The sequence below is a fragment of the Lysinibacillus pakistanensis genome (genome assembly GCF_030123245.1).
Taxonomy (GTDB): Bacteria; Bacillota; Bacilli; order Bacillales_A; family Planococcaceae; genus Lysinibacillus; species Lysinibacillus pakistanensis.
In genome coordinates this window covers 1,439,477-1,465,700 of record NZ_CP126101.1, presented here as the reverse complement: position 1 = coordinate 1,465,700, position 26,224 = coordinate 1,439,477, and the positions used below count along the sequence as shown (strand labels likewise).

The window sequence follows — 26,224 nt, the reverse complement described above, 5'->3', positions numbered from 1 at the left end:
TTTGGAGGTTACTTTATGGTATTACGTGACTTTTTTATTTACTTATCAGAGAACAAATTATTAAATAGCGCTGCGCAAAAATATGGACTAAAAATGGGGGCCCAAAGCGTTGTTGCTGGCACAAGCCTTTCTGAAGTAGTGCAATCTATCAAAGAATTAAATAAAGCTAATATTTCTTGTACAGTTGATAATCTTGGCGAATTCGTATACGAAAAGTCAGAGGCAACGGCTGCAAAAAATAATATTTTAGCTGTAGTTCAGGCTATCCATGATGAACAGCTGGACGCACATATTTCACTCAAGCCTTCACAATTAGGTTTAGATATTGATTATGCATTTTGCTACGAAAACTTAAAAGAAATCGTGGAACTTGCCTATCAATATAATATTTTCGTGAATTTCGATATGGAAAACTACGAGCGTTTACACAGCTCATTTGAATTGCTTGAGGAGTTACATAAGGAATTTGATAACGTAGGTACAGTTATTCAAGCTTACTTCTTTGAGTCAGAGGAAAATATTGAAAAATATAAAAACTTCCGTTTACGTATTGTAAAAGGTGCCTACAAAGAACCTGAAAATGTAGCTTATCAATCAAAAGGTGATATTGATCGTAACTACCTAAAGCTAATTGAATATCATTTATTGCATGGTAAGTTTACATCTATCGCTACACATGATCATAATGTAATTAATCATGTGAAACAATTTGTTAAACAACATAATATTCCAAACGACAAGTTTGAATTCCAAATGCTCTACGGCTTCCGTAAAGAAATGCAACTAGACCTTGCACGCGAAGGCTATAATTTCTGTACATATCTACCATTTGGTAACGATTGGTATGGATACTTTATGCGCCGTTTAGCAGAACGCCCTCAGAATGTAGCGCTTGTTACAAAACAAGTGTTTAATAAAAATACAAACTTGGCTATCGGCATTGGAGCAGCAGCATTTGCACTCGGACGCCTTTCTAAAAAACGAAAATAACACTAATTCAAGCAAGCTATCCATCAATCTGGTAGTTTTATCCCACTTTGAGGAGCCCACCAGTCAGATTGATACTTCTATACCTATCAAAAAAGCGAAAACATCGTTAATCAATGTTTTCGCTTTTCTTATTGAGCTTATAGTTTTTCACACGGTATTGTAAGCTTTGTCGACGTATCCCCAACGCAGCAGCCGTTTTGGAAATATTACCTTGATGAAAGTCTAATGCCTTCGAAATATAGTATTCCTCTACCTCTTTCATGTAGACGTCTAGTGGTCTTATGTCCTGCTGATTTTTGATAACAAATAAATCACTCGTAGAAGCTTCTTTTTCGATTTCTTCACATGCACTTTGAATTTTCCACTTAAAATGGACAGGCAACATATGTGGTTCAACGATGGTTTCATTCGTAATGAGTGAGGTGATTTCATCCAATAGCACTTCTAATTCCTTTAAATTACCTGGCCAGTCATATTTTAAAAAGGTCTCTCGCACCTCATCTGAAAGTCCCTGGATAGATGAACCAAAGCTGTCACGATGCCTTTTGAAATAATCATCAATAAATGGCATAATATCTTCTTTTCGATCTCGTAAAGGTGGCACATAAATTGTGATACCCGAAAATAGTCGGTAAAGCTTTTTGGATAGCTCCTGCTTTTGAATTAAATCAATTGGATCTTTACCAACGCTAGCAATTAAAACATGCTGATGATTTGGATGATTATTGAAAAGCTCAACAATCTTTTCTTGAGCTTCTAGTGATAGGTATTCAATTCGCTCAGCAAAAAAGGTAATTCTTTCCTTTTCAACAATATATTTTTCAAATTGCTTTAACACTGTTTTCTCATCTCGACGGCAAATTAGAGCAATAAACATATCATTTTGCACCTTTAGATCATGATGAATTCCTTCAGCCACCATATCGATACCAGTACCTGATTCTCCGATCAACACAACTGGCATTCTGCTTAGTGCAACAATCTTTGCTTTTTCTATGACATCCTTCATGACTGCCGATACAGCCGTAATAATATCAAATGTTAATGGTGCGCCATACCTTCTTAATGGCTGGTACATCATGTATTCAAGCTGTGTAATATCTCGGGCGAATTCCACAGCTCCCACTAAAATACCCTCATAGTGCAACGGATAAATATTGCTTATGTAGGTCACTTCTTGGTTTTTTTTATTCCAATACGTTTTTTTCACATTCAGCACAGGCGTTTCTGAATTTAAGACCTTATAAATATCACTTTTTTCGATTTCGAAATCAATAATCTCTAAGGCTCGCCTCTCCTCGAACTCATCTTCGTTCACGCCCTCTAATTCTCTCATCTTTTTATTGTATATGAGTAGCTTGCCTTCCGTATCGACAACGCAAATTCCCATATCACCTTTTTCAATAACGTATTTATAAATACTTTGTAGTACATTATTATCCATCTTGCCCTCCTGTATTCCCTTAAGCCTATTCTAACACCAATACGAAAAACAGATGCAATAATTAAAAAAGTTTTAATATTTGAGTTGATTAATGCCAAATAATATTGCATTATATAATTATCACAATCTTATAAGGTGCATAATCATTTGGCACCTTATATCCACGGGAGGAAAATAACATGATTCCATACAAACACGAACCGTTCACAGATTTTTCACAAGAGGCAAACTACAACGCTTATGTAGAGGCTTTAAATAAAGTTGAAAGTTATTTAGGTCAAGACTATCCACTTATTATTGGTGGCGAACGTATTACTACAGAAGATAAAATCGTTTCGTATAACCCTGCTAAGAAAACAGAAGTGATTGGTCGCGTATCAAAAGCGAGCAAAGACTTAGCTGAAAAAGCGATGCAAGCAGCAGATGAAACATTTAAAACTTGGAAAAAAGTAGATCCAGCTATTCGTGCAGATGTACTTTTCAAAGCAGCAGCGATTATTCGTCGTCGTAAACATGAATTCTCTGCACTTTTAACAAAAGAAGCTGGGAAACCATGGGCAGAGGCAGATGCAGACACAGCAGAAGCAATTGACTTCATGGAATACTATGGTCGTCAAATGCTACACATAAAAGATGGCCAACCAGTAGAAAGCCGTCCAGGTGAATACAACCGTTATGACTATATTCCATTAGGGATCGGTATTGTTATTTCTCCTTGGAACTTCCCATTCGCAATCATGGCGGGTACAACAGTGGCTGCTTTAGTAACAGGTAACACAGTGTTATTAAAACCAGCTTCAACAACACCAGTTGTGGCGTATAAATTTATCGAAGTATTAGAAGAAGCAGGTCTTCCAGCAGGTGCAGTGAACTTCGTACCAGGTTCTGGTGCTGAAGTAGGTGACTACTTAGTAGACCATCCAAAAACACGCTTTATCAGCTTCACTGGTTCACGTGATGTTGGCTTACGTATTAACCAACGTGCATCTGTGTTAAACGAAGGGCAAATTTGGATCAAACGTGTCATCGCTGAAATGGGCGGTAAGGATACAATCGTTGTTGATAAAGAAGCTGATTTAGAGCTAGCTGCACAATCGATTGTGAAATCAGCATTTGGCTTCTCAGGTCAAAAATGTTCAGCATGTTCACGCGCGGTGATCGTAGAAGATGTGTATGACCAAGTAGTAGAGCGCGTTGTTGAATTAACAAACGCTTTAACAGTTGGTGACCCAACAGACTTCAGCAACTTTATGGCGACTGTGATTGACCATGCAGCCTTCAATAAAATTACAGAGTACATCGAAATTGGTAAAGGCGAAGGCCGTCTAGTTGCGGGTGGTACAGCAGACGATTCAGTTGGATACTTCGTACAACCAACTGTATTTGCAGACGTAGATCCATCTGCACGTATTATGAAAGAGGAAATCTTCGGACCAGTGGTAGCGATTGCAAAAGCGAATGATTTCGACCAAGCCATTGACATCGCAAACGATACAGAATACGGCTTAACAGGTGCAGTCATCACGAAAAACCGTATGAACCTAGAAAAAGCTCGTCAAGAATTCCATGTCGGAAATCTTTACTTCAACCGTGGCTGTACAGGTGCCATCGTTGGCTACCAACCATTCGGCGGCTTCAACATGTCAGGTACAGACTCAAAAGCTGGTGGCCCAGACTACCTACAGCTTCATATGCAAGCGAAAACAACTTCAGAAATGCTTTAATTAACTACAGAGAATAACGCATATATAATAGAAGAAACTCTTAATTATTAAAATCCCTAACAGTCTCAAAAACTAGCTGTTAGGGATTTTTTACATGCTTTATTTATTATTTGTAGTGCCCTTTCTTCCGTATGTCATAAAGCGCCATAACTTTTCAAACGGACCCATTTTAAAGAATTTAAACCAAATAACGCTAAAGATTATTTGAATCACAAAGACTAGGCTCGCTATTAGCACGATATCCGAGGGTGAAACAACCTCTAATCCCATTAAAGATATAATCGCTAGTCCAATAAAGCTTTGAGCTAAATAATTGGTAAACGCCATTTGTCCAACTCTGCCAATGGGTTGAAGAAATTTAGCAATTTTTTTGTTCTCTAAAATAGTAAACAAACAAGCTAAATAAAAATAAGTGGTTGGAATGACACCTAAGCCTATTAGTAATGATAGATTTTCATTATCCCCTTGAGATGCAAACCAAATACATATCGAGATTCCTATAAAGAAAGGGAATGTTATAAATTGTACCCATTTTATTTGTTTGGAATAGTCACTTACATGATTAATCCACCCTGCTTTTGCTACTAAAAAACCAGTTAAAAACATAATAAAAATAGTCACTGCATCATTTCCAACTAGACTAAATGCTGTTGATAGAGCACCGTTATTCGGCATAAAAATTTGTCCCAGAATACCAAGCACATGAATAGTTATAAACGCAAAGAGCCATTTACCAATCGTTGCAACCTTTGCATTATAAAAAGGTAATAAAAAGAAACCTATTACGGCATAAATGGCAAGAATCGAACCCCAGAAAATAAAAATATGAATAATGCCTATTAAAAGCAAGGCTAATAAACGTCTTGCAAAACGCCATTTTGGTTTATCACCTCGAGCTTCTGCACGAGAAGCAAAAATATAAAAGCCTACACCAAACAGGAAGGAAAAAATTGAAAAGAATTTCTTCTCAATAAACATATCGATTAGTCTATCGATTAGACCATTTATTCCACTATAGTCAGGCATCGGTCCTCCCTCTATAATTAACTGATAGGCAGCCACATTAATAAATAAAATACCAAACAGTGCTAATCCTCGAATAATATCTAAGGAAACTATTCTTTCTTTTTGTGTAACAGATGAATTCATACAGTAAAACTCCTTATCTTTCAAACTTTTTTAGAGCCGAATTGAATCGACAGCAGGATTTGCTTGTACCCCTTAATCTTATTGTGCTATTGCTATCATAGCTTTCCATCCTTACATCTATTTTTTTTAAAGCTTACAGTAACCTTACAAATTATTTTTCGGTATTACCTTCATTTTTTCACCTTTACTAGTTTTAAATCCCCTTTTTCAATTCAAAATTTCATATTTTATAATAACTATTTCTTTTAGAAAGGGGTTTGACGATGAACAGACAGCGCAAGCTCGATTTTTGTTACCCAGGCTATAAATATTGTGGACCAGGTTGTTCAGGACCAGGTGCACCAACGAATGCTGTAGATGCATGTTGTAAGCAACATGATGAATGCTATGCTCGATACGGTCGTACAAAACATTGTGACGAATTGTTTCAAAACTGCTTACGGCCTTATATGCAGACAAATGATAAAATGGCTAGAGATGCTAAATTATTTTACAATATTTTCGAGGTACGTAATCGCTTCTTTTAACATGAAAAAGCTCACATTGTATTTCTACACTGTGAGCTCATGTTGTTGAAATACTATTATGTCAATGAAATCAAGGTGACAAATTAAAAAGTAATAGCCCTTTTTCAAAACGAGGGGGTTGATCGTATTTTCTTCTGGTATTTTACACAAATGTAAAGTGATAAATTGAAATCTTAGCCATCACTATATTGCTAAAAATGGAGTTTAGGTAACATTTCCCTATACAAAAGCAGTGTTAGCAATAAGTGGCTTTATGTATCGTTACAAAGTAGTTTTATGCACAAAATGTAGGTTGACAGCTATAGAATTTATCACTATTCTATCCATTTAATGATTTTTGAAGGAAGAGAATATTTAAAGTTCTCCACTATTGTTGATTGGAGTGCAAGGCTACTCGACTCCCGTGGGATAGCGAGACAGACGAGACCCTGCACGGAGCGTCAGCGCAGGAAGCGGCTCGTCGCTCGCCCACAGGAAGCTTTGCTCTGTGCGAAAGCGAAGCGTCAGCAACAAAGCGAGTAGCCTGGAACGGAAATCACCTTCATTTTGGCTAAATATTCATAAAGAGTCCCTTGTCCATTTAGTTTTTCAACACTATGAGCTCACATTGTATTTCTACACTGTGAGCTTTTTCAACCAGTTATAATTTAGTATAAACTGTGTATTTTCTTGGATTTGTAATGCCAGCTTAGTGACTAAATGATACGGGTATGGTTATCAATATCACCATTCCAGCAAGGCTTCATATTCAATCAAGTTTGCTAACCCTTCTCCTCGATAATTCGGGTCAGTTACAATATATCCACCTCTGCATATCGCATTGATTTAAAAACGGAAACCGCTTCACTAATCATTTTACCTTCATGCTGAAGACAAAAGCCAAAACCATTTTCAAGAAAATTACAAGTTATATCCTAATTTTCTTGATAGTATTGATTAGTAAATTCTATACTATGATCAATATATTGCTGATTAATCTTAGAGCATTCAAAATCTATTGAATGACGTTTCTCCCTCACATTATAAACATTCTTATCAAAGCAAAATTAATGTGAAGCGTTTGTTGTGTTCATGCGATTCTTGTAGCAGCGGTACAATTTTACTTACAATTGATCAGAGGAATCGCCATTTCCCGATTATGTCTGAATTAGTATTGAATGATAGTTTGCATTGTCAGAATAAATGTTACCTTCTATTATCTGTTCAAGTACACTGTAGACGAATGTCGGTGCCACTTTAATAGTCTCTCTTATCACCCAAAAATCATCTACTTTTACCTTTATCATTTCCTTTGCCCCAATCTTATTATTATAATGTATATTGTAAATAGTAGAACTGTTGTTTACTACTGAAAATGCGTCTAGTATAAAACATTTGAAGGGACTGAATTATGCGCAGATAGCAATATTTTTCATCCAAACAAAATGAAAAACTTGGAGGTAAAAGTATTGATAGAACAAATTGTCACAAAAAGACTGTTTTTAAGAAAAATGAAATTAGAGGATGCCAATAATTTATTTCAAATTTGGTCAGATCCAGACGTAACAAAATATATGAATATTATTAATTTAACGGATGTTAAACAGGCACAAGAGATGATTACCCTACTTGATGAATTAGCGAAAGAACAAAAAGCCATTCGTTTTTCAATTATTGAAAAAACATCCCTTAAGATTATAGGCTCTTGTGGATTTAATTCATTTAATAAGGAGAACAATACCGCAGAAATTGGCTATGAGCTTGCGAAAGCTTATTGGGGAAAGGGTTTTGCGCAGGAAAGTATTACAGCTTTAATTCATTATGCCTTTACGACTTTGAACATAAAAAAAATTGAAGCAAAAGTTGAGTCTGCAAATAAGAATTCTATAAAAGTATTAGAGAAGTTAAATTTCAGTTATGTAGGAACATCGTCCGAAGCTGAAACATCGGATGATACTAGTCTTTATGCTTTAATACAATAAATTCGTAAGGCCAAGAATCACCATTCTTGGCCTTTTTTTCTTACTTAATCGGTATCCAAATTTCAGAATAACAATCAGGACTAAATGGATCCTGTTCAGAATACACTTCAAGTTCTGCAGATGCTATCGGTTCGTAAGGATTAGATGGGAACCATTCAGAATATATTTGTTTCCAAGTATTCTGCATGGCATCTGGCATTGGACCATGCACTTCAAAGACAACCCATTTAGATGCTGGTATGTCCATTGCCAGTAAATTATCTGGTACATCTCCTATATGATCAGCGGCAATCCAATAATCGATCAGGCTATTCTGTGCATAGTTTGAATCAGGAACACAAACGCCAAGTACACCCTTAATTTCTCCATTATTTAATTGAATTAACTGCTTATCAAAGTCTTTACTGTTCATTTCATTCCAAAATTGAGGAATCTCTCTCGTATTTTCACCACTTTGACAATTATAAGTTCTTTTTACCCCTACTACTTGAAATGCTTCTTTTTCTTCAATTCTATACTTCATTGGTTCTGCTCCTTTCAGGCTTACCTGGATGACCAGGCGATTGTATGATTGTAATGGACCTTGCTTCTTTCTAGCTTCACTAGGCGTTACATGATGTTGCTTGCGAAATGCCTTTGTGAAAGCTTCAGGAGAGTCATAGCCATATTTGTAGGCGAGATCGATTATTTTTTCATCAGTATTCAGTAACTCTTGCGCAGCCAATGTTAATCTTCTACGTCTTATATACTCTGCAATGGACATATCCGTTAAAATTGAGAAAGTCCGTTGAAAATGAAAGACTGAAGAATGAACCTCTTGTGCAATTTGCTCCATAGTAATATCCTCTAATAAATGCACTTCGATATAATTGATTGCTTTTTGAATCGACTCAATCCAACTCATTGCTCTCACTCCTTGTATATAGATTAACGAAACGACAGTATTTAATCCTGTTTTTTTATGCTTTCTTTGGACAGATTCATTCATACTCTTTAAAGAAATGTTTACTAAATAAATTCTTATTGATATCCAGTTATTGGAGGATAAGGTATGATCATTCTTAAGACTATATCAACAAATAGTTATCACTTAATTTGGGGATTCCTAATAGCATTTCTAAACAATAAATTATGAGTATCAGTATGTAAAATAATCGTAACAAAAAGTCACGCTCTTATGAACATGACTTAATATTTCTTTATAGTTTTTTGGTATTATTAATATTCGTTTCTAGTTATGCATTGCTTCAAAGCTTTATTTTTTCAATGGCTGCTTCATATATCGATTCATTTTTGATTTTTATATATTGATTTTTCGCTGCTTTGCAATAGCCTTCCTTTTCTAAAAATTCCTTTAAGGCCGATTTCCTGGGAAATATTTTTTCCATTACACTTTGTACTTCTTCAAGTTCATCTATTCTTTTAGTAACTGATAGCATAAAAATTTTTGACAAAAGACATTCTCCTTTCAATTAGTTAAGAAACGTATTATTTATAAATAATTAGAGCTGAATGTATAACAGTCTGCTCTCCAATGTATAAAGTATTATATTTAATATCGATTATCAGATATTCACTTAAATCTAAAAGTGCGTTATTAATATCATTTTCAAAACGTACAATATCATTATTTTGGATTGTTACTACTTGAGTCGCTTGCACCATATATTTTCCTCCCCCTCTATTTATATTAAATTAAAAGGAAAGATTTGTCACAAAAATAATAAAACTAATCAAACGGAAGGAAGTGCTAGAGCGAAAAAGCTCTAACACTTCCTTTTAGTACATTCTTAAATATTCTTCATGTTCCCAGTTATGGACACGTGTACGATATTTATTCCATTCTAGTTCTTTAGCAGTTGTGAATTTTTCTAAAATATGGTCTCCAAGTGCCTCACGTACAATATGATCCATTTCTAATTCAATTAGAGCAAATTCCAATGATGATGGTAAACTATCAATACCATTTAATTCACGTTCATTTCGAGACATTTTATAAATATTTTGATCAACAGCGTCTGGAGGTGTTAAATTATTGCGAATCCCATCGAGCCCCGATGCTAAAATAACGGCCATCGCTAAATATGGGTTTGCTGCAGGATCAACAGAACGAAGCTCAATGCGTGTCGAGAGGCCTCTTGCAGCCGGAATGCGAATGAGTGGTGAACGATTTTGAGCAGACCATGCTATATAACAAGGAGCCTCATAACCAGGCACTAAACGTTTGTAGGAATTAACTAGCGGATTTGTGACTGCAGTAAAGCCATGGACGTGCTTAATAATGCCAGCCATAAAGCTACGTGCTGTTTGGCTTAATTGCAGTTCTGCATTTTCGTCATAAAAGGCATTTTTACTTCCCTCAAATAAAGATAGATTGAAATGCATTCCAGAGCCGTTAACACCATATAATGGCTTTGGCATAAAGGTTGCGTGTAAACCATGCTGTGCTGCAATAGTTTTTACAACAAGTTTAAATGTTTGAATATTATCACATGCTTCAATTGCATTAGCATACTTAAAGTCAATTTCATGCTGTCCAGGCGCCACCTCATGATGTGATGCTTCAATCTCGAAGCCCATTCCTTCTAGCTCTAATACAATATCACGACGACAATTTTCACCTAGATCTGTTGGTGCTAAGTCAAAATAGCCGCCACTATCATTTAATTCGAGTGTTGGATGCCCTTTTTCATCAAGCTTAAATAAGAAAAACTCAGGCTCTGGTCCTAAATTAAATGAAGTAAAACCAAGCTCCTCCATCTCTTTTAATACTCTCTTTAGGTTAGAACGTGGATCACCTTCAAACGGTGTACCATCAGGTCTTGTGATATCACAAATAAAGCGCGCTACCCTGCCCTTTTCAGCTGTCCAAGGAAAAATGACAAAGGTATTAAAATCTGGACGTAAATACATATCTGATTCTTCGATACGTACAAAGCCCTCAATGGATGAACCATCGAACATCACTTTATTGTCCAATGCTTTTTCTAATTGACTTACAGGAATTTCAACATTTTTAATTGTTCCTAATATATCTGTAAATTGTAGGCGAATAAATTTCACATTTTCTACTTCCACTTGGCGTATAATATCTTCTTTCGTATAATGTTTCATTTCCCACCACTCCAATGTAATTTTAATTAACATTCATTATTAATAACTGCTTTTAAATTACATTATAAAAGAAAAAAAAGCAATACACATGTAAACTTTTATTACATTGTTTTTTTCGAAGATATTTATCTTTTTTATAGATATAAAGAGCCCTCATTTAAGATTCCTTTTACATATGAACGAAAGCTTTACAACAAAGATTTTCATAATCTGTTTTATAGAATTTAAATAAGAAATAATATTTCCGTATTTTATATCACAATAGTCTTGTATAATGCCATATTTATTGGTAAATTTATAGCAAATTAGAATTTCTATATTGTTCATCAGCCAAGTAAATAAGGCGTATATAATATAGTTATAATGAAACTTAAAATTCCTAAAAATCTTCTATAAAAGATACATAAGGCGGTGAATGTAAGAAGTATGTCAGTACTAATTATTGGCGGCGTAAATAATGATGTATTGCGTCTACAAAAATATTTTCATCGTATAGACATCAAAGATATTCATTGCTTTACCTCCCCTGATGCAGCAATGAATTATTTAATAGATTCTTTGAAAGAAGAGCTGGAATTAATTATTCTCGATGCAAAATTAACACTTAAAAATTGCGAAGAAATATGTCAGCAAATTAATCGTTTAATAAACTGGATTGATGTCCCAATCCTTCTTGCTACTACTTATGAAAAAACAATTACGATTGATAGAGTTTTTGAGGCCGGAATATTTGATTTTATTTTAAAGCCATTTGATTTCACACAATTTAAAACTCGAATTCAAGTAGCCACAAAATATCAAAATGAAGCAAAACTTCGAAGGCAGCAAGAAAGCATGATTCAAAAAGACTTAATCGTCGCAAAAAAGTTTCAAAAAAACGCTTTATCACCACCATTAAATCTCGAGTACATCCAGATTGATGGGCTTTATGTTACATCCAATACATTAGGAGGTGACATGTACTGTTGGTTCAAGATTAATGAACATTTGACGGCTATTCTTTTATATGATGCTATGGGGCATGGCATCGCCGCATCACTTGTTACCATGTCCGTTCGATCTCTGTTAAAAGGCATGATTACAAAATTAATCGATCCTGTAACAGTTATTCGGGAGCTGAATCGTCAAATTTACGAGCTTTTTTCTGATGAAGATATGGACCGTTTTTTAATGACGGCTATCTACATACTAATTGATACAAAAAATGGAACATTACACTATGTGAATGCAGCCCATCCAGCTGGTTTTTTATTTGGAAAGTACGGAGAGACAGTATTTCTCCAAGCGAACACACCCATTCTTGGTCTATTTCCTACAATTCCTATCATAAAAAAAACAATTCCTTTATCTGGCTGGCATCGCATTATACTTTATACGGATGGATTATTGACATTAAATAAACAACACAATATCGATATGGATTTTTTCCATTCCTATGCCTCACAAGAAAATAGCTATGCCTTACAAAAATTTTCTCAAAAATACAATTTATTCGACAATGATCACAGCGATGATATAACAGTAGTTTCAATAACAATTACATTACAGGGTAGGTGATTGGTGATGAAATTCACGCTCAATGTAAATCCTGATACACAAGCTATAGCATTCGTAGACCAAGTTATGGACAATTATGCAAATGTTTATAATCTACCTTATAAAAAAGAATTACGCTTTGTTGTACATGAATTAGTTATAAATGCTGTTGAAGCAATGGGGAAAATTGATGCATGCTCAGAAAAGGAAATTCAAATACATGTATACCAATCCAATGAAGAAATAAAAGTAACTGTTACAGATGAGGCAAAAGGGATAGCTGAAAATGATTGGGATAAGGTTCTTCAATACGATTTAAATGAACTTGATTATTCAGATCGTGGGCGTGGTTTATTTTTTGTTAAAAATATGGTTGACGATATTTGGTTTGAGCATATTTCGGAAACAAAATTTTTAGTTGGTATCTCAAAAAAAATATATATAAATGAAGGGCTTTGATGAATCTTTAAACATTACTCAACTCTGGAATAAGATTCAACATCACACCCTATAAACGTATAATTGGGAGGAGTTTTAATGAGAGTGTCAATCCGAAAAAAAATAAGCCTGCTAATCTTTAGTTGTATATTACTACTTACCTCACTTTTAGCAGGAATAAATTATTATGTTGCGAAAAAAAATCTTTTAGAAAGCGCTAATACTAAGCTACTATCAGATATTCAGGTAAGCTATGAATATTTAAATGCAAAATTCCCTGGAGATTGGTCCATCAAAAATAATCAATTATATAAAGGCGATGTCAATATGGTTGAGAATTTTGAAATCGCTGATAAAGTCGGAGAGCTAACAAACGGTAATGCTGTATCAATCTTCCAAAAAGATACACGAATTAGTACTAATATAGTTGAAAACGGACAGCGTGCCTTAAATACGAAAGTATCTGACGAAGTTGCCACTGTAGTATTAGGAGAAAAAAAACGTTTTATTGGTTCAGCCAGTGTTTTAGGAAGCATGCACCAGGGAGCCTATGACCCTATTTTAGATAGCAAAGGAGATGTAATAGGCGTATGGGCAACAGCCGTTCCAACAGCTCCTTATATAAGCATTGCAACAAAATCTGCCCTTGAAAATATAGCCGTTTCCTTAGGGATTGCCATTCTATTAATTGTTGGTATTAGTTGGTTTTTACAACGACAAATCATTAATCCAATTAATATCCTAAGTTCCAATGCCCAAGAGCTTGCAGATTTAAATTTGAATGTAAAATTATTAAATCCTAAAGGCAAAGATGAGATAGCAGATTTAGCACAAGCATTTAGTAATATGAAAGACCGTTTAACAAAAACGATAACAATTGTGGCTGGCAGCGCTAATCAGATCGCTAACTCTTCCCACTCATTGGCTGAATCATCACACCAAACAAGCGAGGCTTCTAATCAAATTGCATTAACGATGAATGAAATTGCAGTTGGAACAACAACACAATCCGATCAAGCTGAGCAAATTGTAACAATGATGCAAAAAACAATCGAAGAAGCATCGAGTAGTTTACAAAAAGCTGAAATGACCTTGACTAGTGCCATAGAATCATCGAAAATTGCACGTAAAGGAGAAGAAGCGATTAATGAAGCAATTAAGCATTTAAGTGCTGTAACGCAAACAGTCTCTTATGCAACAGACTCTATTCAAAAACTAGGTAAACGCTCTGAAGAAATTGGTGGTATTATCACCGTGATTACAGGTATTGCAGAGCAAACAAATTTACTTGCCCTTAACGCAGCCATTGAAGCTGCACGCGCAGGAGATCAAGGAAAAGGCTTTGCGGTTGTTGCCTCTGAGGTACGTCAGTTAGCCGAGCAATCAAGCCTGGCATCCGGACAAATTACAAATCTTATAAATGATATTCAAGCCGAAACATCAGTAACAGTTCGTACAATGGAAAGTAATCTACTTGCGGTAGAGGAGCAAGTAACAATTATCAACAAGGGAGGAACTGCCTTAAAAGAGATAGTGGAGAAGGTTGTAGAAACGGAAAAAGGTGTTGAACAAATGAAGTCTGCATTTTCGCATGTCAATGATAACTCCTTAGGTGTTCAACAAGCTATTCATGACATTTCTCGCATCATTGAAGACGCTGCGGCTGCAACAGAGGAAATCGCCGCTACCTCCGAGGAGCAATATGCAACCGTAGCTGAGATAACACAAAACTCAGATGAATTAGCAACAATTGCTGATAAATTACAAAACGAAGTCAATAAATTTAAGTTTTAATTAAGGCTTAACATGATACTATGTGTGTTAGAATCAGTGGGAGTTTATTAAAACAATTTGCTTATACGGACATTCACGACTCCCACAATGCCAAATATAAATTATTCGATAAACATGAAAAGGAAAGTGGAGGCGCTATAGTATGAATCAGAAGAAAATTGCGATGGATGTTGGCACAAAGGCTGATTATATCTTAATTGCATTTACTGGCGATTTAGAATACGGGCTGATTGAGGATATAAAAAAAGATCTTCAATCGCTTAATTTAGAAACAAAGCATGGCTATATTATCGATATGCAAAAAGTAACTAATATTGATAGTACTGGCTTTGGAATGATTGTCAACTTTGCCAAAAAAGTATCTTTAAAAGAAAAGAAAATCGCCATTATTGTCGTCGATGATTTCATCCGCAACTTATTCGCTATTTCACAGGTTGATAAAGTTTTTCCTATTACAAACAGCGAAGAGCAAGCAAGAAAGATGATTAAAGAAGACTGGTTAGGAGAATTATCACTTAACGAATATTAACCCTATCGTTGCCCCCATTATTACAATAGGGTGTATTCCTGAGAATGGAATACACCCCTGCTTTTTTAATATTGTAAAAGCATATTTAGTAAAACAACAAGAATAACTATCGGTACTACAATTAACATTAATAATCGATATGTAGAATAGTACCCCTGCCCCATCTGACTTCCCATCAGTAATTCCTTCTTCACAAATTCTTTATCGGCTATATGTGCAATAAAGAAAGCTATTAATAAATTTCCTAATGGAAGCATTAAATTCGATACTAGAAAATCTGTCGTATCAAAAATTGTTTTCCCGAAGAATGATACATCAGCTAAGGTACTAGATGACAGTGCTGCTGGAATTGCAGCAATAAAGACTACCATACCTAATAATAGTGTTAATGCTGAGCGAGACATTCGCCCCTTTTCTATAAATGCTGCCACGATAATTTCATATAAACTGAAGGAAGATGTTAACGTTGCAAATAAAAATAGTAATAAAAACAACGCTAAGAATACTTCACCAAATGGCATTTGGCTAAATGCTGTCGGTAGCACCATAAACAGTAAGCCTGGTCCAGAAGCTGGCTCTAAATCAAAGGCAAATACCACCGGGAAAATCGCTAATCCTGCTAAAAACGATACAAGTACCGTTAAAAGAACAACTGAGCCCGCCGAGTTAGGTAAGCTTACATCCTTCTTTAAATAGGAGCTGTAGGTCACAAGACAGGAAAATCCTACTGCTAAGCCAAAGAAGGATTGTCCTAACGCTTCTAAAATAGCCTTTCCCGTAATATTAGAGAAGTCTGGCCATAAGAAAAATTTCACACCCTCCATTGCCCCGTCTAATGTTACTGCTCGGACAACAAGTACAATAAACATAATAAACAATAGTGGCATCATAAACTTATTGGCCTTTTCTATACCATTTTGTACACCAAGAGATATCACTAGTACATTAGCTAGCGTAAATAACCCTAAACCAAGTAATGTAATCCAAGGCGTACCTATAATCTTTCCAAATAGTTCACTAGGGTTATTAGCGGGATCAATAACTGTTCCAGCCACACCAAGACCACTATAAATAAAAATCCAACCACCCACAACACTATAAAAAGTTAATAATAAAAAACAACCCAGTACACCCATGCGGCCAATCCATGCCCAGCCTGGCTTCGTTGGTGCCACTTTTTTATAGGCAGTGACCGCCTCAGATTGGGTGCCACGACCTAACACATATTCTGATAATAGCATCGGTAAACCAATTAACAACGTAAATAGAACAAAGACTAGGAAAAATGCTCCCCCACCACTTTGACCAGTAACATATGGAAGCTTCCAAATTGCCCCTAATCCGATTGCTGCACCTGCTGATGCCAAAATAAAGCCTAGTTTACTAGACCATTGTCCCTTTTTCTCACTCATCTCTTCAAACTCCTCTAGCATTTCTAAACTCTTTCTTAATTCTACATGAAATTACTGGGCTCGACTAGATTAAGTTCATTTGATGAATCTATCCATTATTTCAAAGATTCTATCCTTCACTTTCGCATTTCTATCCATTACTTCAAGCGTTCTATCCCTCACTTTCGCATTTCTATCCATAAAAAAACCTCGAGCCTATGAAATCACTCGAGGTTATATATAATCTTATTTTGTTAAATACATATGACGCTGTCGATCAATCCATTTGCGCATAGTTGTAAATAATAAAGCCATGATAACAGTTAATAAAATACCTTTGACAATATTAAATGGCAAGATTCCAGCCACAATCATTGTATATAATGAATCCCCTACAACAGGCTCCATCCCTAAAAAGTACGTGTACATCGGTAAAAATACAGCATAGTTAAGAACACTCATACCAACCGCCATAACGATTGTTCCTGCTGCCAAGCCCCCAATAAGACCCCCAATGTTTTTAAAACGCTTAAAAATAAAGGATACTGGTAAAATAAATAAAATACCTGTTGTGAAGTTAGCGATATGTCCTACTGGTACTCCCGTTGGCGTGCCTGAGAAAATCCAATCCAATACATTTTTAAATAACTCTACTAGAATTCCCGCTACAGGTCCCATAGTGATGGCTGCTAATAATGCAGGCATATCACTGAAATCCACTTCCAAAAACGCTGGGAATGGTGGAATTGGAAAATTAAATAGCATTAATAAAAACGAAATACTGCTCAGCATGCCAATCGTAATAAACGATTGAAGTTTAACATTTTTCTTCATTGAAAACTCTCTCCTCTTTGCTGATTCAATCTCGCAAGAAGAAAGGCTACGACCTAATCATATGTTATTCACGAAAAAACCCTTATGCATTTTTCGCATAAGGGAGAATAGGCATGATTAATAAACGCCATTAATTAGCTATTTTTGAGCGGACTTTAAAGCCATATTGAAAAAACGCTCGTTCATAGCCAATGTAAAATAACAAATGACGATCGTACCTCCATCTTCTCCCATCCAGACTCTAACTGTCGGCCTTGGAATTACACCAAGTCAGCCATGCAAAAAACTTTGCACAGGTCGCGGGCTGAAGAGTCTTTGGTAAATCATTCGAGCCAATGTTTTTCACATTAGCGATTTACAACTCTATTACCGCCGGTCGGGATTTTCACCCTGCCCCGAAGATGAATCAATATATTATTTTTGTTCTACAGCTTTACTATAATGAATTATTTAGAAAAAGTAAATAGTTCTGCTTAAAAAATCCTATTAGATTTGTATGTTTTATGGACAGTTAGATGATTTATCAAAATCAATAAGGAGTATTCTCGTCCCACTGTCGATGTATGAGAATACTCCTTAAACTTCACCATAAAGTTCTATGGTGTCTCCATATATTGCTTGTTTGGGCCAACTGGCTTGGGTAGGAAATTTTTAAAATCAAAGCCTTCCCAGCTTTCCTGAACTACATTATCTAGGCGTAATTGTTTATCAAAGCTTGCAGCCGTTAGCATCATTGCTTCGATTAATTGTGTTGCTCGAACTGGGTCCATTGATGTTAAATCAAGAGGATCTTTAAAGGTTACAATTACACCCTCAGCAACCTCTTGCACAGTATAAGTCACATTTTCTGGAACGACAGGAACATAAACATCATCATTTTTATTGCGCATAACCGTAATCGCTTCTGTTACCGAGGAAAAAGTTTGACGAAAATCAGGTGATAAATATTCAGCCCCATTATCATGGTCCTTATATAAGTAATAATTAAAATGACTCGGACCTGTTAACGACATGGCCTTACTCGGCTCTCCTTCTTGAGAGAACTCGTATGGCGTACCATCTGCGTTTTCAAACTCAACCTCTGTATATTCAGAGTCTGAAAATGTATCCTGCAAGGTTCCCTTGTACTCATTCACAGGTGCAGAAGCTACATCATAATCATTTTTCTCAGGTAAAACATGAATCAACTTATCATCCTTTTCCTTCAATTCACCTTGATATGGATGATAGTTAGTAAAGCCTTTTGCTTCCTCTTCAATTTGTGGTGCATACTTTTTATACATTTGTAATGTAGAAGGTTTTTCTTTCCCAAAATCTTCTTCAACTCGCTCATTGGGAATAACATATGTCATTGGTACACTTTCTACATCTCTGCTTGCTAAACCAATGCGGAAGACAACGGCATCCGTTAAGTCTTCCTCATACACCGAGGTACGTAAAGACATAATTTTAGCATGTTCTGCAACAATGCTCGAATCCAAAAAATTATCATGATTTTCAGCACTTTTGGCAGCTGGCGCATCTTCCATAGTAGAATATGGTGCAATGTCAGGTGCCGTCGCCTGATCTAGCTTAGAATGATTATTATTCATAAACATAGAGCCTACACCTACTGTTAATGCGAAAACAGCGGCAACACTCATAAAGATTGGCCATTTACGGTTTTTGGGCTTTGTTGTTTCTGTACTTTGCTGTTGTTCTTGGGCTGACATTTCTTCTATTGGCTGCTGGATGGCTTCTTGTAGATGAACATTATCCTGCAAGCGGGCATCTGCCAATAATCGATTTAATATTTCTTCTTTAGAACGGCGGTCAGAAAGCTTAGGGGCATTGTTCAATACATGTTCTAGCTGGTCATCATCAAACTGGTTATGTGTCATTGCCGTTTCGCCTCCTGTTCTCTAACCTGTTGTAGCTGTTGCCTCAAAAATTTGATGGCACGATGCTGCGTCGTTTTTACCTTCGCTTCTGTCCAATCTAGTATTTGTGCTGTTTCTGCAATCGATAAATCTTGAAAGTAGCGCATAATGATAACCATTTTTTGGTCTCCTGTACAGTTTTCAAGTGCAGACTCTACCTGCATAAATTCATCACTGGCTTCCAACATATCTTCCGGTGATGGTGTGTTTGAATGGAGCTGTTCCGTTTCCCAGTCAAAAAAATCAAGTGAATGCTTCTGGCGTACTGCCTGCTTCCGAAAGTGATCAATTGCAACATTTTTAGCAATGGCAAATAGCCATGTCTTTTCACTGCTATTTCCTGCAAATTGATCGTATGAGCGCAACACTCGTACATAAACCTCGTGCGCTAAATCTTCAGCAAGTGTACGGTTTTTTACTAAATAAATAAGAAACTGGAACACGTCTTGATGGTATGCATCGTATAGTCGATGGAACACGGAGTCATTCAATGCACTCCACCCCCGTTCTATAATATTTGTCGTCTTTATGTTTACAGAAGTTACAGCCAATTAATACCACTAAAAGGCAATAATATGAATTACTCGAAAGGTAAATAAAACGTAAAGGTCGTACCCTCTTTCAGCACACTGTCTACCATAATAGTTCCTGAATGTGCCTTTACAATATTTCTAGCAATAGCTAAACCTAGGCCAGTTCCGCCTTTAGAACGCGTTCGGGCTTTGTCGGCTTTATAAAATCGTTCAAAAACATAAGGTAAGTCATCATGTGGAATGCCATGTCCTGTATCCTGAACAGATATTTTTGCAAATGTTGGCTCCTGCTCAATTTTGACAGTAACTGACCCTTCATCGGTATGACGGAGTGCGTTGTCAACTAAATTGGTTAATACTTGTTCAATCCGATCCTCGTCAATACTTATCCTAGCGTCATCATTAAATTCACTATCAAATAGTAGACGAACATGCTTCTCTTTAGCGACTTGAGCAAATTTTTGTGTTATCCGTTCAAATGTAGAATTAATTGGGAGCTCATCCTTATAAAGTGTCATATGCCCCGATTCCATACGAGCTAGATCCAATAAATCTGTTACTAGACGTCCCATACGCTTCGATTCATCATAGATAATTTTTGTTATCTCGTTACGTTCTTCCTGATCCTGAATAAAATCATCATCCATTAAGGCCTCAGAATAGCCCTGAAGCATTGAAATTGGCGTTCTAAGCTCATGGGATACATTAGCTATGAAATCTGAACGCAGCTTTTCTAAGCGATGCTGCTCTGTCATATCACGAATAACAGCAACTGCTCCACGTATCAATTCCCCACTATAAAGAGGACTAATCGTAAACGTATAATAATTTCCATCCATCTCAATTTCTTCTTCCAATTTATCCTCAAACATCAGAACATGATCCAGCATATGGTATAGCTCTGGTGGAATTGGCTTCGCACTTTGAGAGCCTTTATTAACAAACCATTTTTGCATTAAACGCTCTGCTGGTGGGTTACTTAATAATATTGTACGATCCCGATTAAATGTAATGACTGCATCTGTCATCGATGTCAAAATATTCGAAAGTTGTTCATTTTCCTGATTGATTACTTCTAGATTATGCTTTAATTGTCGCCCCATTTGATTAAAGGCAACGGCAAGCTGACCAATTTCATCATTTTGTGTAGTTGGCATTTTTGCTTCAAAATTCCCTTTTGAAATTTCAAACGCTAATTCACGCATTTTACGCAATGGCGAGGTAATACGTGAGGATAGGAAAAAGGCAAAGAATGTCGTCAGCACAAAGGCTATAAAGGCAGATAAAAAGACAATTTTAGTTGTTTCTTTCGATGTTTTATGAAGTGCATCCGGACTTTGATATATAAAGACAGCACCATGCACCGCATTCTCTACATTTAATGGGAAGCCAAGGACAACATACGATTCTATTTTTTCCTTTTCTGTAGATGATGGCATCATCATTTCTTTCGTAATTGGTTCATCTGATTGGAAAATTTTATGGAAGGATTTATTCGCTAATATTGTATCCTGTATTTCTTTTTTATTAACACCCTCCTGTAAAGCAAACGATACTTCGTTATCACCAGTAGCAATAAGGGCATTCGTGCTTTCGGGTAAAATATCTTTTAATAATTCCGACGTTGACTCTGCTGTTTCATTATCATCTACTATACTTGCTACTGTTGCAGCAGTTTGACGTAACGAAATCTCTGCTTGCTGCATATGGTAATTTTGTAGAAATTCGAGCATCAAAACCGTGAAAACAAATAATACAAATGAAACGAGAAGCAATATGGTTACCCATAGCTTCCCGACAACACTATTCCATATTCTATTCATTGACAACCTCAAATTTGTAGCCAACGCCCCAAACAGTGACAATCATCTTTGCAGCGTTTTCAGATACTCGATTAAGCTTTTCACGTAAGCGCTTAACATGGGTATCCACGGTACGTAAATCTCCAAAGAAATCATAATGCCACACTTCTTTAAGTAATTGTTCACGGTCAAATACTTTATCTGGTGATTTCGCTAGGAAATAAAGCAATTCATACTCCTTCGGTGTTAAATTTACCTCAATTCCCTCTGCTGTTACACGATGGGCATCATGATCAATCATTAAATGCTGGAATACAACCAAATCTTTAGAGGAGGATGCATTTGTCGAAGGTGAGAATGCCTGTGAACGGCGTAAAATAGCCTTCACACGTAATACTACCTCACGTGGACTAAATGGTTTTACAATATAATCATCTGCCCCAAGCTCAAAGCCCTGTACACGGTTTGCTTCTTCGCCCTTAGCAGTTAATAAGATAATTGGTGTTGCTGCACGTTCACGGATTTCTGCACATACTTCAAGTCCGTCTTTTTCAGGCATCATGATATCTAGTAAAATACAGTGATACTCTTTTTCTAAAGATTTTTCGATCGCTTGTTCACCATTTTCTGCTTCGTCTACAAGGTACCCTTCACGCTCCAAATACATTTTTAATAAGCGTCGAATTCGATCCTCGTCATCTACTACTAACACTGAAATATTTTCTGACACTTTCACGATCCCTCTCTTCCAATCTTTCTCTACATTCTATTGTACATGGTTCGACACATATTGAAAAGAAAAGAAAGCCCTCTTGCCACAAGCAAGAAGGCTTATCTTTCTAATACTAGCGACGTTGAAAATCTCATATGTGCTTCCATACTAGCTCATCCTGCAAACTCTTAATGTAGACAGGACGTTATTATACAAGCGTTTTCATAGTAGATATAGGTATAAGCTTAAATTCCTCTACCCTAAGTACTGGTTTCGCTTTAGTTTGACGCGTATGAGTGTAAGCCTGCAAGAATTAAGTTAACAGCAATTAGGTTAAATAAGATAATACCGAAGCCAATTAATGCCAACCAAGCAGACTTTTTACCTTCCCAGCCTTTTGAAAGGCGTAAATGTAAGAATGCTGCATAAAATAGCCATGTGATAAGCGCCCATACCTCTTTAGGATCCCATCCCCAGAAACGGCTCCAGGCAATTTGTGCCCAAATCATCGCAAAGATTAAAGCTCCTAATGTAAATACTGGGAAACCAATTAATACGGAACGGTAACCGATTTCATCTACTAATTGTAAATTGACACGTTTAACAAATGGTTGGAATATTGCGCTAATACGTCGTCGTGCAATTAAACGAATTAATAAGTATAAAATGGATCCTACTAATAATGACCAAACAACCGTTGTTAATTTCTTCGCATTAATAAGTGAAGGCATTTCTACAATTGGCGACATACCATGTTCTTCAATCGCTTTAAATTCATTCATCCCAAATATTGGTGGCATATTATAAGTAATTTGACGCTCCGTACCTTCTTTATCCACATAAGAATACTTAGATTCATAATCCATTGCATTAAATGTAGACGTAGCAATGACAAAGCCAACTACTACTACTAAGCAAAACATCACAGTTTCTAACCAAAAACGTTCTTTAGTAGGCTTCGTAACATCTACTACTTTTAATAAATAAATAAGCCCAGCTACTGCACTTATTGCCAAAATAGATTGACCCAAAGCCGCTGTAATAACATGAATTGTTAGCCAATGACTTTGCAAAGATGGTACTAATGGACTTACTTCGTTCGGGAACATCGCTGCATAGGCAATAATTAAAAGTGCCACAGGTAATGCCACTAATCCTAATGCTGTCATGCGATAAATAAAGTAAATCAAAATAAATGCAGCAACGATGAACATACCAAAGGCTGTTGTAAATTCAAACATGTTACTAACAGGTGCATGCCCTGTATGAATCCAACGAGTAATAAAATACCCGAGCTGCGAAAGGAAACCAATGATAGTTATAGCAATAGCAAGCTTGCCCCATTTATCTGTATTTTTGCCTGTAGCATTTGCTTGCTTAATCGAGCCACCAAAGAATAATGTTGCCACAAGATAAGCTATAAATGCTACATACAATAGATTTCCGCTTATATCAATCAAACTCATAAGGTGTTGTCACCTTCCTTTTTAGTAATGGCTGGTTTTGTCGACTTCTCGACATCTTCTGATTTTTCAAGCTGATCTATATACGGCGGTAAATCAGCGAAGGATGAAACAGCATCTAAATCTTTCTTCATGCTGAACATATTTTTATTGACATGAGCTGCCATGATCACTTTTCCATCTGGGTCTACCTGTAACCATAAACGTCGGTGATTCCAATACGAACCAATTGCTACACCAATCATGAAAATAATACCCCCTACAAATAAAATAGGTATTGTACTATCTTTACGTATGGTAAAGTTTGCTGTATTTCGTGTGTCAGCACTAGCAAATTTCATTCGATATTTATTTTCTCCAAGCGGTTCAAGGGGCGGCTTCATAATTTCAACAAAACTTACCTCTCCCTCTGGTGTTTCAGGTGTTTTCATTTTAAATAAAAATGCTGGATTATTAGGGATAGAAGTTTTCGTTTGTGGTTCCCCATTCTCAAAACCAGAAAAATCTGGTGTATAAACTAGAATCTGTACGGAGGAACCATTTCCTAAGTCATATTCCTTTTTAGGATTTGTTAGATCAATTTCAGCCTTACCAAGTGATTCGCCAGTTTCTTTATTCACCAAATCAAAATTCATCTGCTTCAATTCATTCAGTCGGTAATTCATTTGATATAAAGCAAAACCCTCTTCTTTTAAAGGATGGTTCACGCGAACTGAGTAATCTCTCACCTTTTCAAGATTATCTAAGTCACCAGGAAGGGAGCCTTCAGGTTGTTTGTACAATGTGACATCAGTTTGGAAGTTTTTCGCTACTACATTGACACCTTGTGCCACTTGCTCACCCTGTGGCTTGTTGTTATGAGTTTCTAAAATAAATTTATTATTTTTAATAAAATAGCCTTCCATCCCTGGTATAGCTCTTGTCTCACCTTCACGAATCCAAATCGACTCATCTACGTAAAAGCCAGGTACTAAACGTATCATGACACCTGCTAAAAAAATAATAAGGCCGACATGGTTTATGTATGGGCCATACCTAGAAAAACGGCCGCGTTCTGCTAAAAGTGCGCTTCCATCACGTCGAACATTATATTTTAAGTCAGTCATTTTTTGCTGAACTTTTTCGAGTGTTTCCTCAGGATTTGAAACTTGTCCTTCTGCTATAATGCGTTGACGTTTCAAGAAACTTTCATGCCGTTTAACACGTTGATTTTTCAAAGACTTATGCAATGGTATCCCACGGTCTAAGCTTGCAACAATGATCGATATAGCTAGCATCCCAACCAAGATTTGGAACCACCAAGTGCTATACAAATCAGATAATCCTAAATAATTATAAAGTTTTCCAAACCAGCCGTAGACTTTCTCATAATATTCGGCCTTCCCTGCATCCGGAGCATTTACATATATCTCTTGCGGTAGAATAGTTCCGATGGATGCTGCGACCAAAGTGATAATAATAAGGGCGATTCCTACTTTTACACTTGAGAAAAAATTCCAAATTTTATCGATAAATGTTTTGTTGTATGTTTTTGATCGAATTGCTGATCCATCATAACGCATATCAACAACTTTTGTTTGCTTACCTTCCTCAGTTAAAGGGCGACCACATTTTTCACAGAGCTTCGTGCCATATGGGTTACTATGACCACAAGCACAAATGATATTTTCCATAGTCATTTACTCCTTATTCGGCTTCACTAATTCCATGTACGAAGCGATATTTGCCTCCGTCATTTCACCCGTAATAATTTTTGCTACCTTACCATCTGGATCAATAAGAACCGTTGCTGGTAATTGTCCAACATTGTAGGCAGTCATAACACTTTTCGTTTTGTCAATAACTACTGGGAATGTTAAGTCGTATCTATCGACAAAATTCTGTACTTCAAAATCTGTTTGTGCAATATTGACAGCCAATGTTTGTACACCTTGATCTTTAAAACCTTTATACTGACGGTCCATTGCAGGCATTTCCTTTTCACATGGCTTACACCAAGTTCCCCAGAAGTTCAAAAATACCCCCTGCCCTTTATAATCAGACAGTTTATGTTTCTCACCGTTTAAATCTACTAACGTGAAGTCTGGTGCTTCAGAGCCTATTGCTACTAACTCTACCTTCTCCTTTGTCGCTGTTCCATATACAGTGTACCCAATTGCAAAGACCAAAACTGCTAAAATAATGGTACGGATGACGAGACGTTTTTTCTTTTTCTCCAAGTTAATAAACCCCCTATACGGCTTAGAGTAACATTTTTTGACGCTAAGCTTTTATAAAATATGTATAGATTCCTTATTAAAAGCTTTTATGTTTGTCGAATTCTATACAATGCAATTGCTTCTACGCCTAAGCTACCAGTCAGAA

General features: G+C 36.3%; 24 protein-coding genes and 1 riboswitch. Of the genes, 8 read left to right on the top strand and 16 right to left on the bottom strand.

Annotated features, from left to right (window positions below; genetic code table 11):
* The first annotated feature begins 15 nt into the window (after window positions 1-15).
* A complete protein-coding gene (locus QNH24_RS06880; RefSeq protein ID WP_283871338.1) occupies window positions 16-990 on the top strand; it encodes a proline dehydrogenase family protein in 975 nt (324 codons plus the stop codon).
* A 106-nt stretch (window positions 991-1,096) separates the two neighbouring features.
* Here the strand turns inward: QNH24_RS06880 and QNH24_RS06875 are convergent, their stop codons facing one another.
* Window positions 1,097-2,434 (bottom strand): AAA-type ATPase lid domain-containing protein, encoded by a 1,338-nt coding sequence (locus QNH24_RS06875; protein ID WP_283871337.1) that lies wholly within the window; start codon window positions 2,432-2,434, stop codon window positions 1,097-1,099.
* 179 nt (window positions 2,435-2,613) lie between these two features.
* Here QNH24_RS06875 and pruA point away from each other — a divergent pair, with 179 nt between their 5' ends.
* Window positions 2,614-4,158, top strand: coding sequence for an L-glutamate gamma-semialdehyde dehydrogenase (pruA, locus tag QNH24_RS06870; RefSeq protein ID WP_283871336.1), 1,545 nt, complete (start codon window positions 2,614-2,616; stop codon window positions 4,156-4,158).
* A gap of 99 nt (window positions 4,159-4,257) precedes the next feature.
* Here pruA and QNH24_RS06865 read toward each other — a convergent pair whose 3' ends face one another.
* Window positions 4,258-5,307, bottom strand: a complete 1,050-nt coding sequence (locus QNH24_RS06865) for a DUF418 domain-containing protein (RefSeq protein ID WP_283871335.1) — start codon at window positions 5,305-5,307, stop codon at window positions 4,258-4,260.
* Between the two features lie 263 nt (window positions 5,308-5,570).
* Here QNH24_RS06865 and QNH24_RS06860 point away from each other — a divergent pair, with 263 nt between their 5' ends.
* Window positions 5,571-5,834, top strand: coding sequence for a Parvovirus coat protein VP1-like protein (locus QNH24_RS06860; RefSeq protein ID WP_283871334.1), 264 nt, complete (start codon window positions 5,571-5,573; stop codon window positions 5,832-5,834).
* A 791-nt stretch (window positions 5,835-6,625) separates the two neighbouring features.
* Here the strand turns inward: QNH24_RS06860 and QNH24_RS26255 are convergent.
* Window positions 6,626-6,688 carry a hypothetical protein gene (locus QNH24_RS26255; RefSeq protein WP_430675488.1) on the bottom strand — a complete coding sequence of 21 codons (63 nt, stop codon included), beginning with the start codon at window positions 6,686-6,688 and terminating at the stop codon, window positions 6,626-6,628.
* A 594-nt stretch (window positions 6,689-7,282) separates the two neighbouring features.
* Between QNH24_RS26255 and QNH24_RS06855 the strand changes: the two genes are divergently transcribed.
* Window positions 7,283-7,795 (top strand): GNAT family N-acetyltransferase, encoded by a 513-nt coding sequence (locus QNH24_RS06855; protein ID WP_283871333.1) that lies wholly within the window; start codon window positions 7,283-7,285, stop codon window positions 7,793-7,795.
* A gap of 40 nt (window positions 7,796-7,835) precedes the next feature.
* Here QNH24_RS06855 and QNH24_RS06850 read toward each other — a convergent pair whose 3' ends face one another.
* From QNH24_RS06850 to glnA, 4 genes are all read right to left on the bottom strand, one after another.
* Window positions 7,836-8,699, bottom strand: a complete 864-nt coding sequence (locus QNH24_RS06850; RefSeq protein ID WP_283871332.1) for an AraC family transcriptional regulator — start codon at window positions 8,697-8,699, stop codon at window positions 7,836-7,838.
* Between the two features lie 343 nt (window positions 8,700-9,042).
* Complete coding sequence (locus QNH24_RS06845; protein WP_283871331.1) at window positions 9,043-9,249, bottom strand: hypothetical protein; 207 nt, start codon at window positions 9,247-9,249, stop codon at window positions 9,043-9,045.
* 34 nt (window positions 9,250-9,283) lie between these two features.
* Window positions 9,284-9,460, bottom strand: coding sequence for a sporulation protein Cse60 (locus tag QNH24_RS06840; protein WP_283871330.1), 177 nt, complete (start codon window positions 9,458-9,460; stop codon window positions 9,284-9,286).
* A gap of 114 nt (window positions 9,461-9,574) precedes the next feature.
* Window positions 9,575-10,909 carry a type I glutamate--ammonia ligase gene (gene glnA, locus QNH24_RS06835; RefSeq protein WP_283871329.1) on the bottom strand — a complete coding sequence of 445 codons (1,335 nt, stop codon included), beginning with the start codon at window positions 10,907-10,909 and terminating at the stop codon, window positions 9,575-9,577.
* A 426-nt stretch (window positions 10,910-11,335) separates the two neighbouring features.
* Here glnA and QNH24_RS06830 point away from each other — a divergent pair, with 426 nt between their 5' ends.
* The 4 genes from QNH24_RS06830 (at window position 11,336) to QNH24_RS06815 (ending at window position 15,206) form a co-directional block, all read left to right on the top strand.
* On the top strand, window positions 11,336-12,466 hold the full coding sequence (locus QNH24_RS06830) for a SpoIIE family protein phosphatase (RefSeq protein WP_283871328.1): 1,131 nt from the start codon (window positions 11,336-11,338) through the stop codon (window positions 12,464-12,466).
* Window positions 12,467-12,472: 6 nt separating this feature from the next.
* Complete coding sequence (locus QNH24_RS06825; protein ID WP_283872764.1) at window positions 12,473-12,904, top strand: ATP-binding protein; 432 nt, start codon at window positions 12,473-12,475, stop codon at window positions 12,902-12,904.
* Between the two features lie 78 nt (window positions 12,905-12,982).
* Window positions 12,983-14,677: a methyl-accepting chemotaxis protein gene (locus QNH24_RS06820; RefSeq protein ID WP_283871327.1), complete on the top strand. Its 1,695-nt coding sequence runs from the start codon at window positions 12,983-12,985 to the stop codon at window positions 14,675-14,677.
* 142 nt (window positions 14,678-14,819) lie between these two features.
* On the top strand, window positions 14,820-15,206 hold the full coding sequence (locus QNH24_RS06815; RefSeq protein ID WP_283871326.1) for an STAS domain-containing protein: 387 nt from the start codon (window positions 14,820-14,822) through the stop codon (window positions 15,204-15,206).
* 65 nt (window positions 15,207-15,271) lie between these two features.
* Here QNH24_RS06815 and QNH24_RS06810 read toward each other — a convergent pair whose 3' ends face one another.
* The 9 genes from QNH24_RS06810 to resA form a co-directional block, all read right to left on the bottom strand.
* A complete protein-coding gene (locus QNH24_RS06810; RefSeq protein WP_283871325.1) occupies window positions 15,272-16,618 on the bottom strand; it encodes a sodium-dependent transporter in 1,347 nt (448 codons plus the stop codon).
* 225 nt (window positions 16,619-16,843) lie between these two features.
* Window positions 16,844-17,431, bottom strand: a complete 588-nt coding sequence (locus tag QNH24_RS06805; RefSeq protein WP_054772220.1) for an ECF transporter S component — start codon at window positions 17,429-17,431, stop codon at window positions 16,844-16,846.
* A 218-nt stretch (window positions 17,432-17,649) separates the two neighbouring features.
* Window positions 17,650-17,838: riboswitch (FMN riboswitch) on the bottom strand.
* 189 nt (window positions 17,839-18,027) lie between these two features.
* On the bottom strand, window positions 18,028-19,311 hold the full coding sequence (locus tag QNH24_RS06800; protein WP_283871324.1) for an RNA polymerase subunit sigma: 1,284 nt from the start codon (window positions 19,309-19,311) through the stop codon (window positions 18,028-18,030).
* Window positions 19,308-19,841, bottom strand: coding sequence for an RNA polymerase sigma factor SigX (gene sigX, locus QNH24_RS06795; RefSeq protein ID WP_376781218.1), 534 nt, complete (start codon window positions 19,839-19,841; stop codon window positions 19,308-19,310). Before sigX ends, QNH24_RS06800 begins: the two co-directional genes overlap by 4 nt.
* A gap of 89 nt (window positions 19,842-19,930) precedes the next feature.
* Window positions 19,931-21,706, bottom strand: coding sequence for an ATP-binding protein (locus QNH24_RS06790; protein ID WP_283871323.1), 1,776 nt, complete (start codon window positions 21,704-21,706; stop codon window positions 19,931-19,933).
* Window positions 21,699-22,415 carry a response regulator transcription factor gene (locus QNH24_RS06785; protein ID WP_049668637.1) on the bottom strand — a complete coding sequence of 239 codons (717 nt, stop codon included), beginning with the start codon at window positions 22,413-22,415 and terminating at the stop codon, window positions 21,699-21,701. The genes QNH24_RS06790 and QNH24_RS06785 overlap by 8 nt, the downstream gene beginning before the upstream one ends.
* A 260-nt stretch (window positions 22,416-22,675) precedes the next feature.
* Entirely contained in the window at window positions 22,676-23,863 is a 1,188-nt protein-coding gene (gene ccsB / locus QNH24_RS06780) for a c-type cytochrome biogenesis protein CcsB (protein ID WP_283871322.1), read from the bottom strand.
* Window positions 23,860-25,533: a cytochrome c biogenesis protein ResB gene (gene resB, locus QNH24_RS06775; RefSeq protein ID WP_283871321.1), complete on the bottom strand. Its 1,674-nt coding sequence runs from the start codon at window positions 25,531-25,533 to the stop codon at window positions 23,860-23,862. Before resB ends, ccsB begins: the two co-directional genes overlap by 4 nt.
* A 6-nt stretch (window positions 25,534-25,539) precedes the next feature.
* Window positions 25,540-26,079, bottom strand: coding sequence for a thiol-disulfide oxidoreductase ResA (resA, locus tag QNH24_RS06770; protein ID WP_283871320.1), 540 nt, complete (start codon window positions 26,077-26,079; stop codon window positions 25,540-25,542).
* Between the last annotated feature and the right edge of the window lie 145 nt (window positions 26,080-26,224).

Coding starts and splice junctions, on each gene's coding strand:
- QNH24_RS06880 (WP_283871338.1), top strand. CDS start 16: ATGGTATTACGTGACTTTTTTATTTACTTATCAGAGAACAAATTATTA.
- QNH24_RS06875 (WP_283871337.1), bottom strand. CDS start 2,434: ATGGATAATAATGTACTACAAAGTATTTATAAATACGTTATTGAAAAA.
- pruA (WP_283871336.1), top strand. CDS start 2,614: ATGATTCCATACAAACACGAACCGTTCACAGATTTTTCACAAGAGGCA.
- QNH24_RS06865 (WP_283871335.1), bottom strand. CDS start 5,307: ATGAATTCATCTGTTACACAAAAAGAAAGAATAGTTTCCTTAGATATT.
- QNH24_RS06860 (WP_283871334.1), top strand. CDS start 5,571: ATGAACAGACAGCGCAAGCTCGATTTTTGTTACCCAGGCTATAAATAT.
- QNH24_RS06850 (WP_283871332.1), bottom strand. CDS start 8,699: ATGAGTTGGATTGAGTCGATTCAAAAAGCAATCAATTATATCGAAGTG.
- QNH24_RS06840 (WP_283871330.1), bottom strand. CDS start 9,460: ATGGTGCAAGCGACTCAAGTAGTAACAATCCAAAATAATGATATTGTA.
- glnA (WP_283871329.1), bottom strand. CDS start 10,909: ATGAAACATTATACGAAAGAAGATATTATACGCCAAGTGGAAGTAGAA.
- QNH24_RS06830 (WP_283871328.1), top strand. CDS start 11,336: ATGTCAGTACTAATTATTGGCGGCGTAAATAATGATGTATTGCGTCTA.
- QNH24_RS06825 (WP_283872764.1), top strand. CDS start 12,473: ATGAAATTCACGCTCAATGTAAATCCTGATACACAAGCTATAGCATTC.
- QNH24_RS06820 (WP_283871327.1), top strand. CDS start 12,983: ATGAGAGTGTCAATCCGAAAAAAAATAAGCCTGCTAATCTTTAGTTGT.
- QNH24_RS06815 (WP_283871326.1), top strand. CDS start 14,820: ATGAATCAGAAGAAAATTGCGATGGATGTTGGCACAAAGGCTGATTAT.
- QNH24_RS06810 (WP_283871325.1), bottom strand. CDS start 16,618: ATGAGTGAGAAAAAGGGACAATGGTCTAGTAAACTAGGCTTTATTTTG.
- QNH24_RS06805 (WP_054772220.1), bottom strand. CDS start 17,431: ATGAAGAAAAATGTTAAACTTCAATCGTTTATTACGATTGGCATGCTG.
- QNH24_RS06800 (WP_283871324.1), bottom strand. CDS start 19,311: ATGACACATAACCAGTTTGATGATGACCAGCTAGAACATGTATTGAAC.
- QNH24_RS06790 (WP_283871323.1), bottom strand. CDS start 21,706: ATGAATAGAATATGGAATAGTGTTGTCGGGAAGCTATGGGTAACCATA.
- ccsB (WP_283871322.1), bottom strand. CDS start 23,863: ATGAGTTTGATTGATATAAGCGGAAATCTATTGTATGTAGCATTTATA.
- resB (WP_283871321.1), bottom strand. CDS start 25,533: ATGGAAAATATCATTTGTGCTTGTGGTCATAGTAACCCATATGGCACG.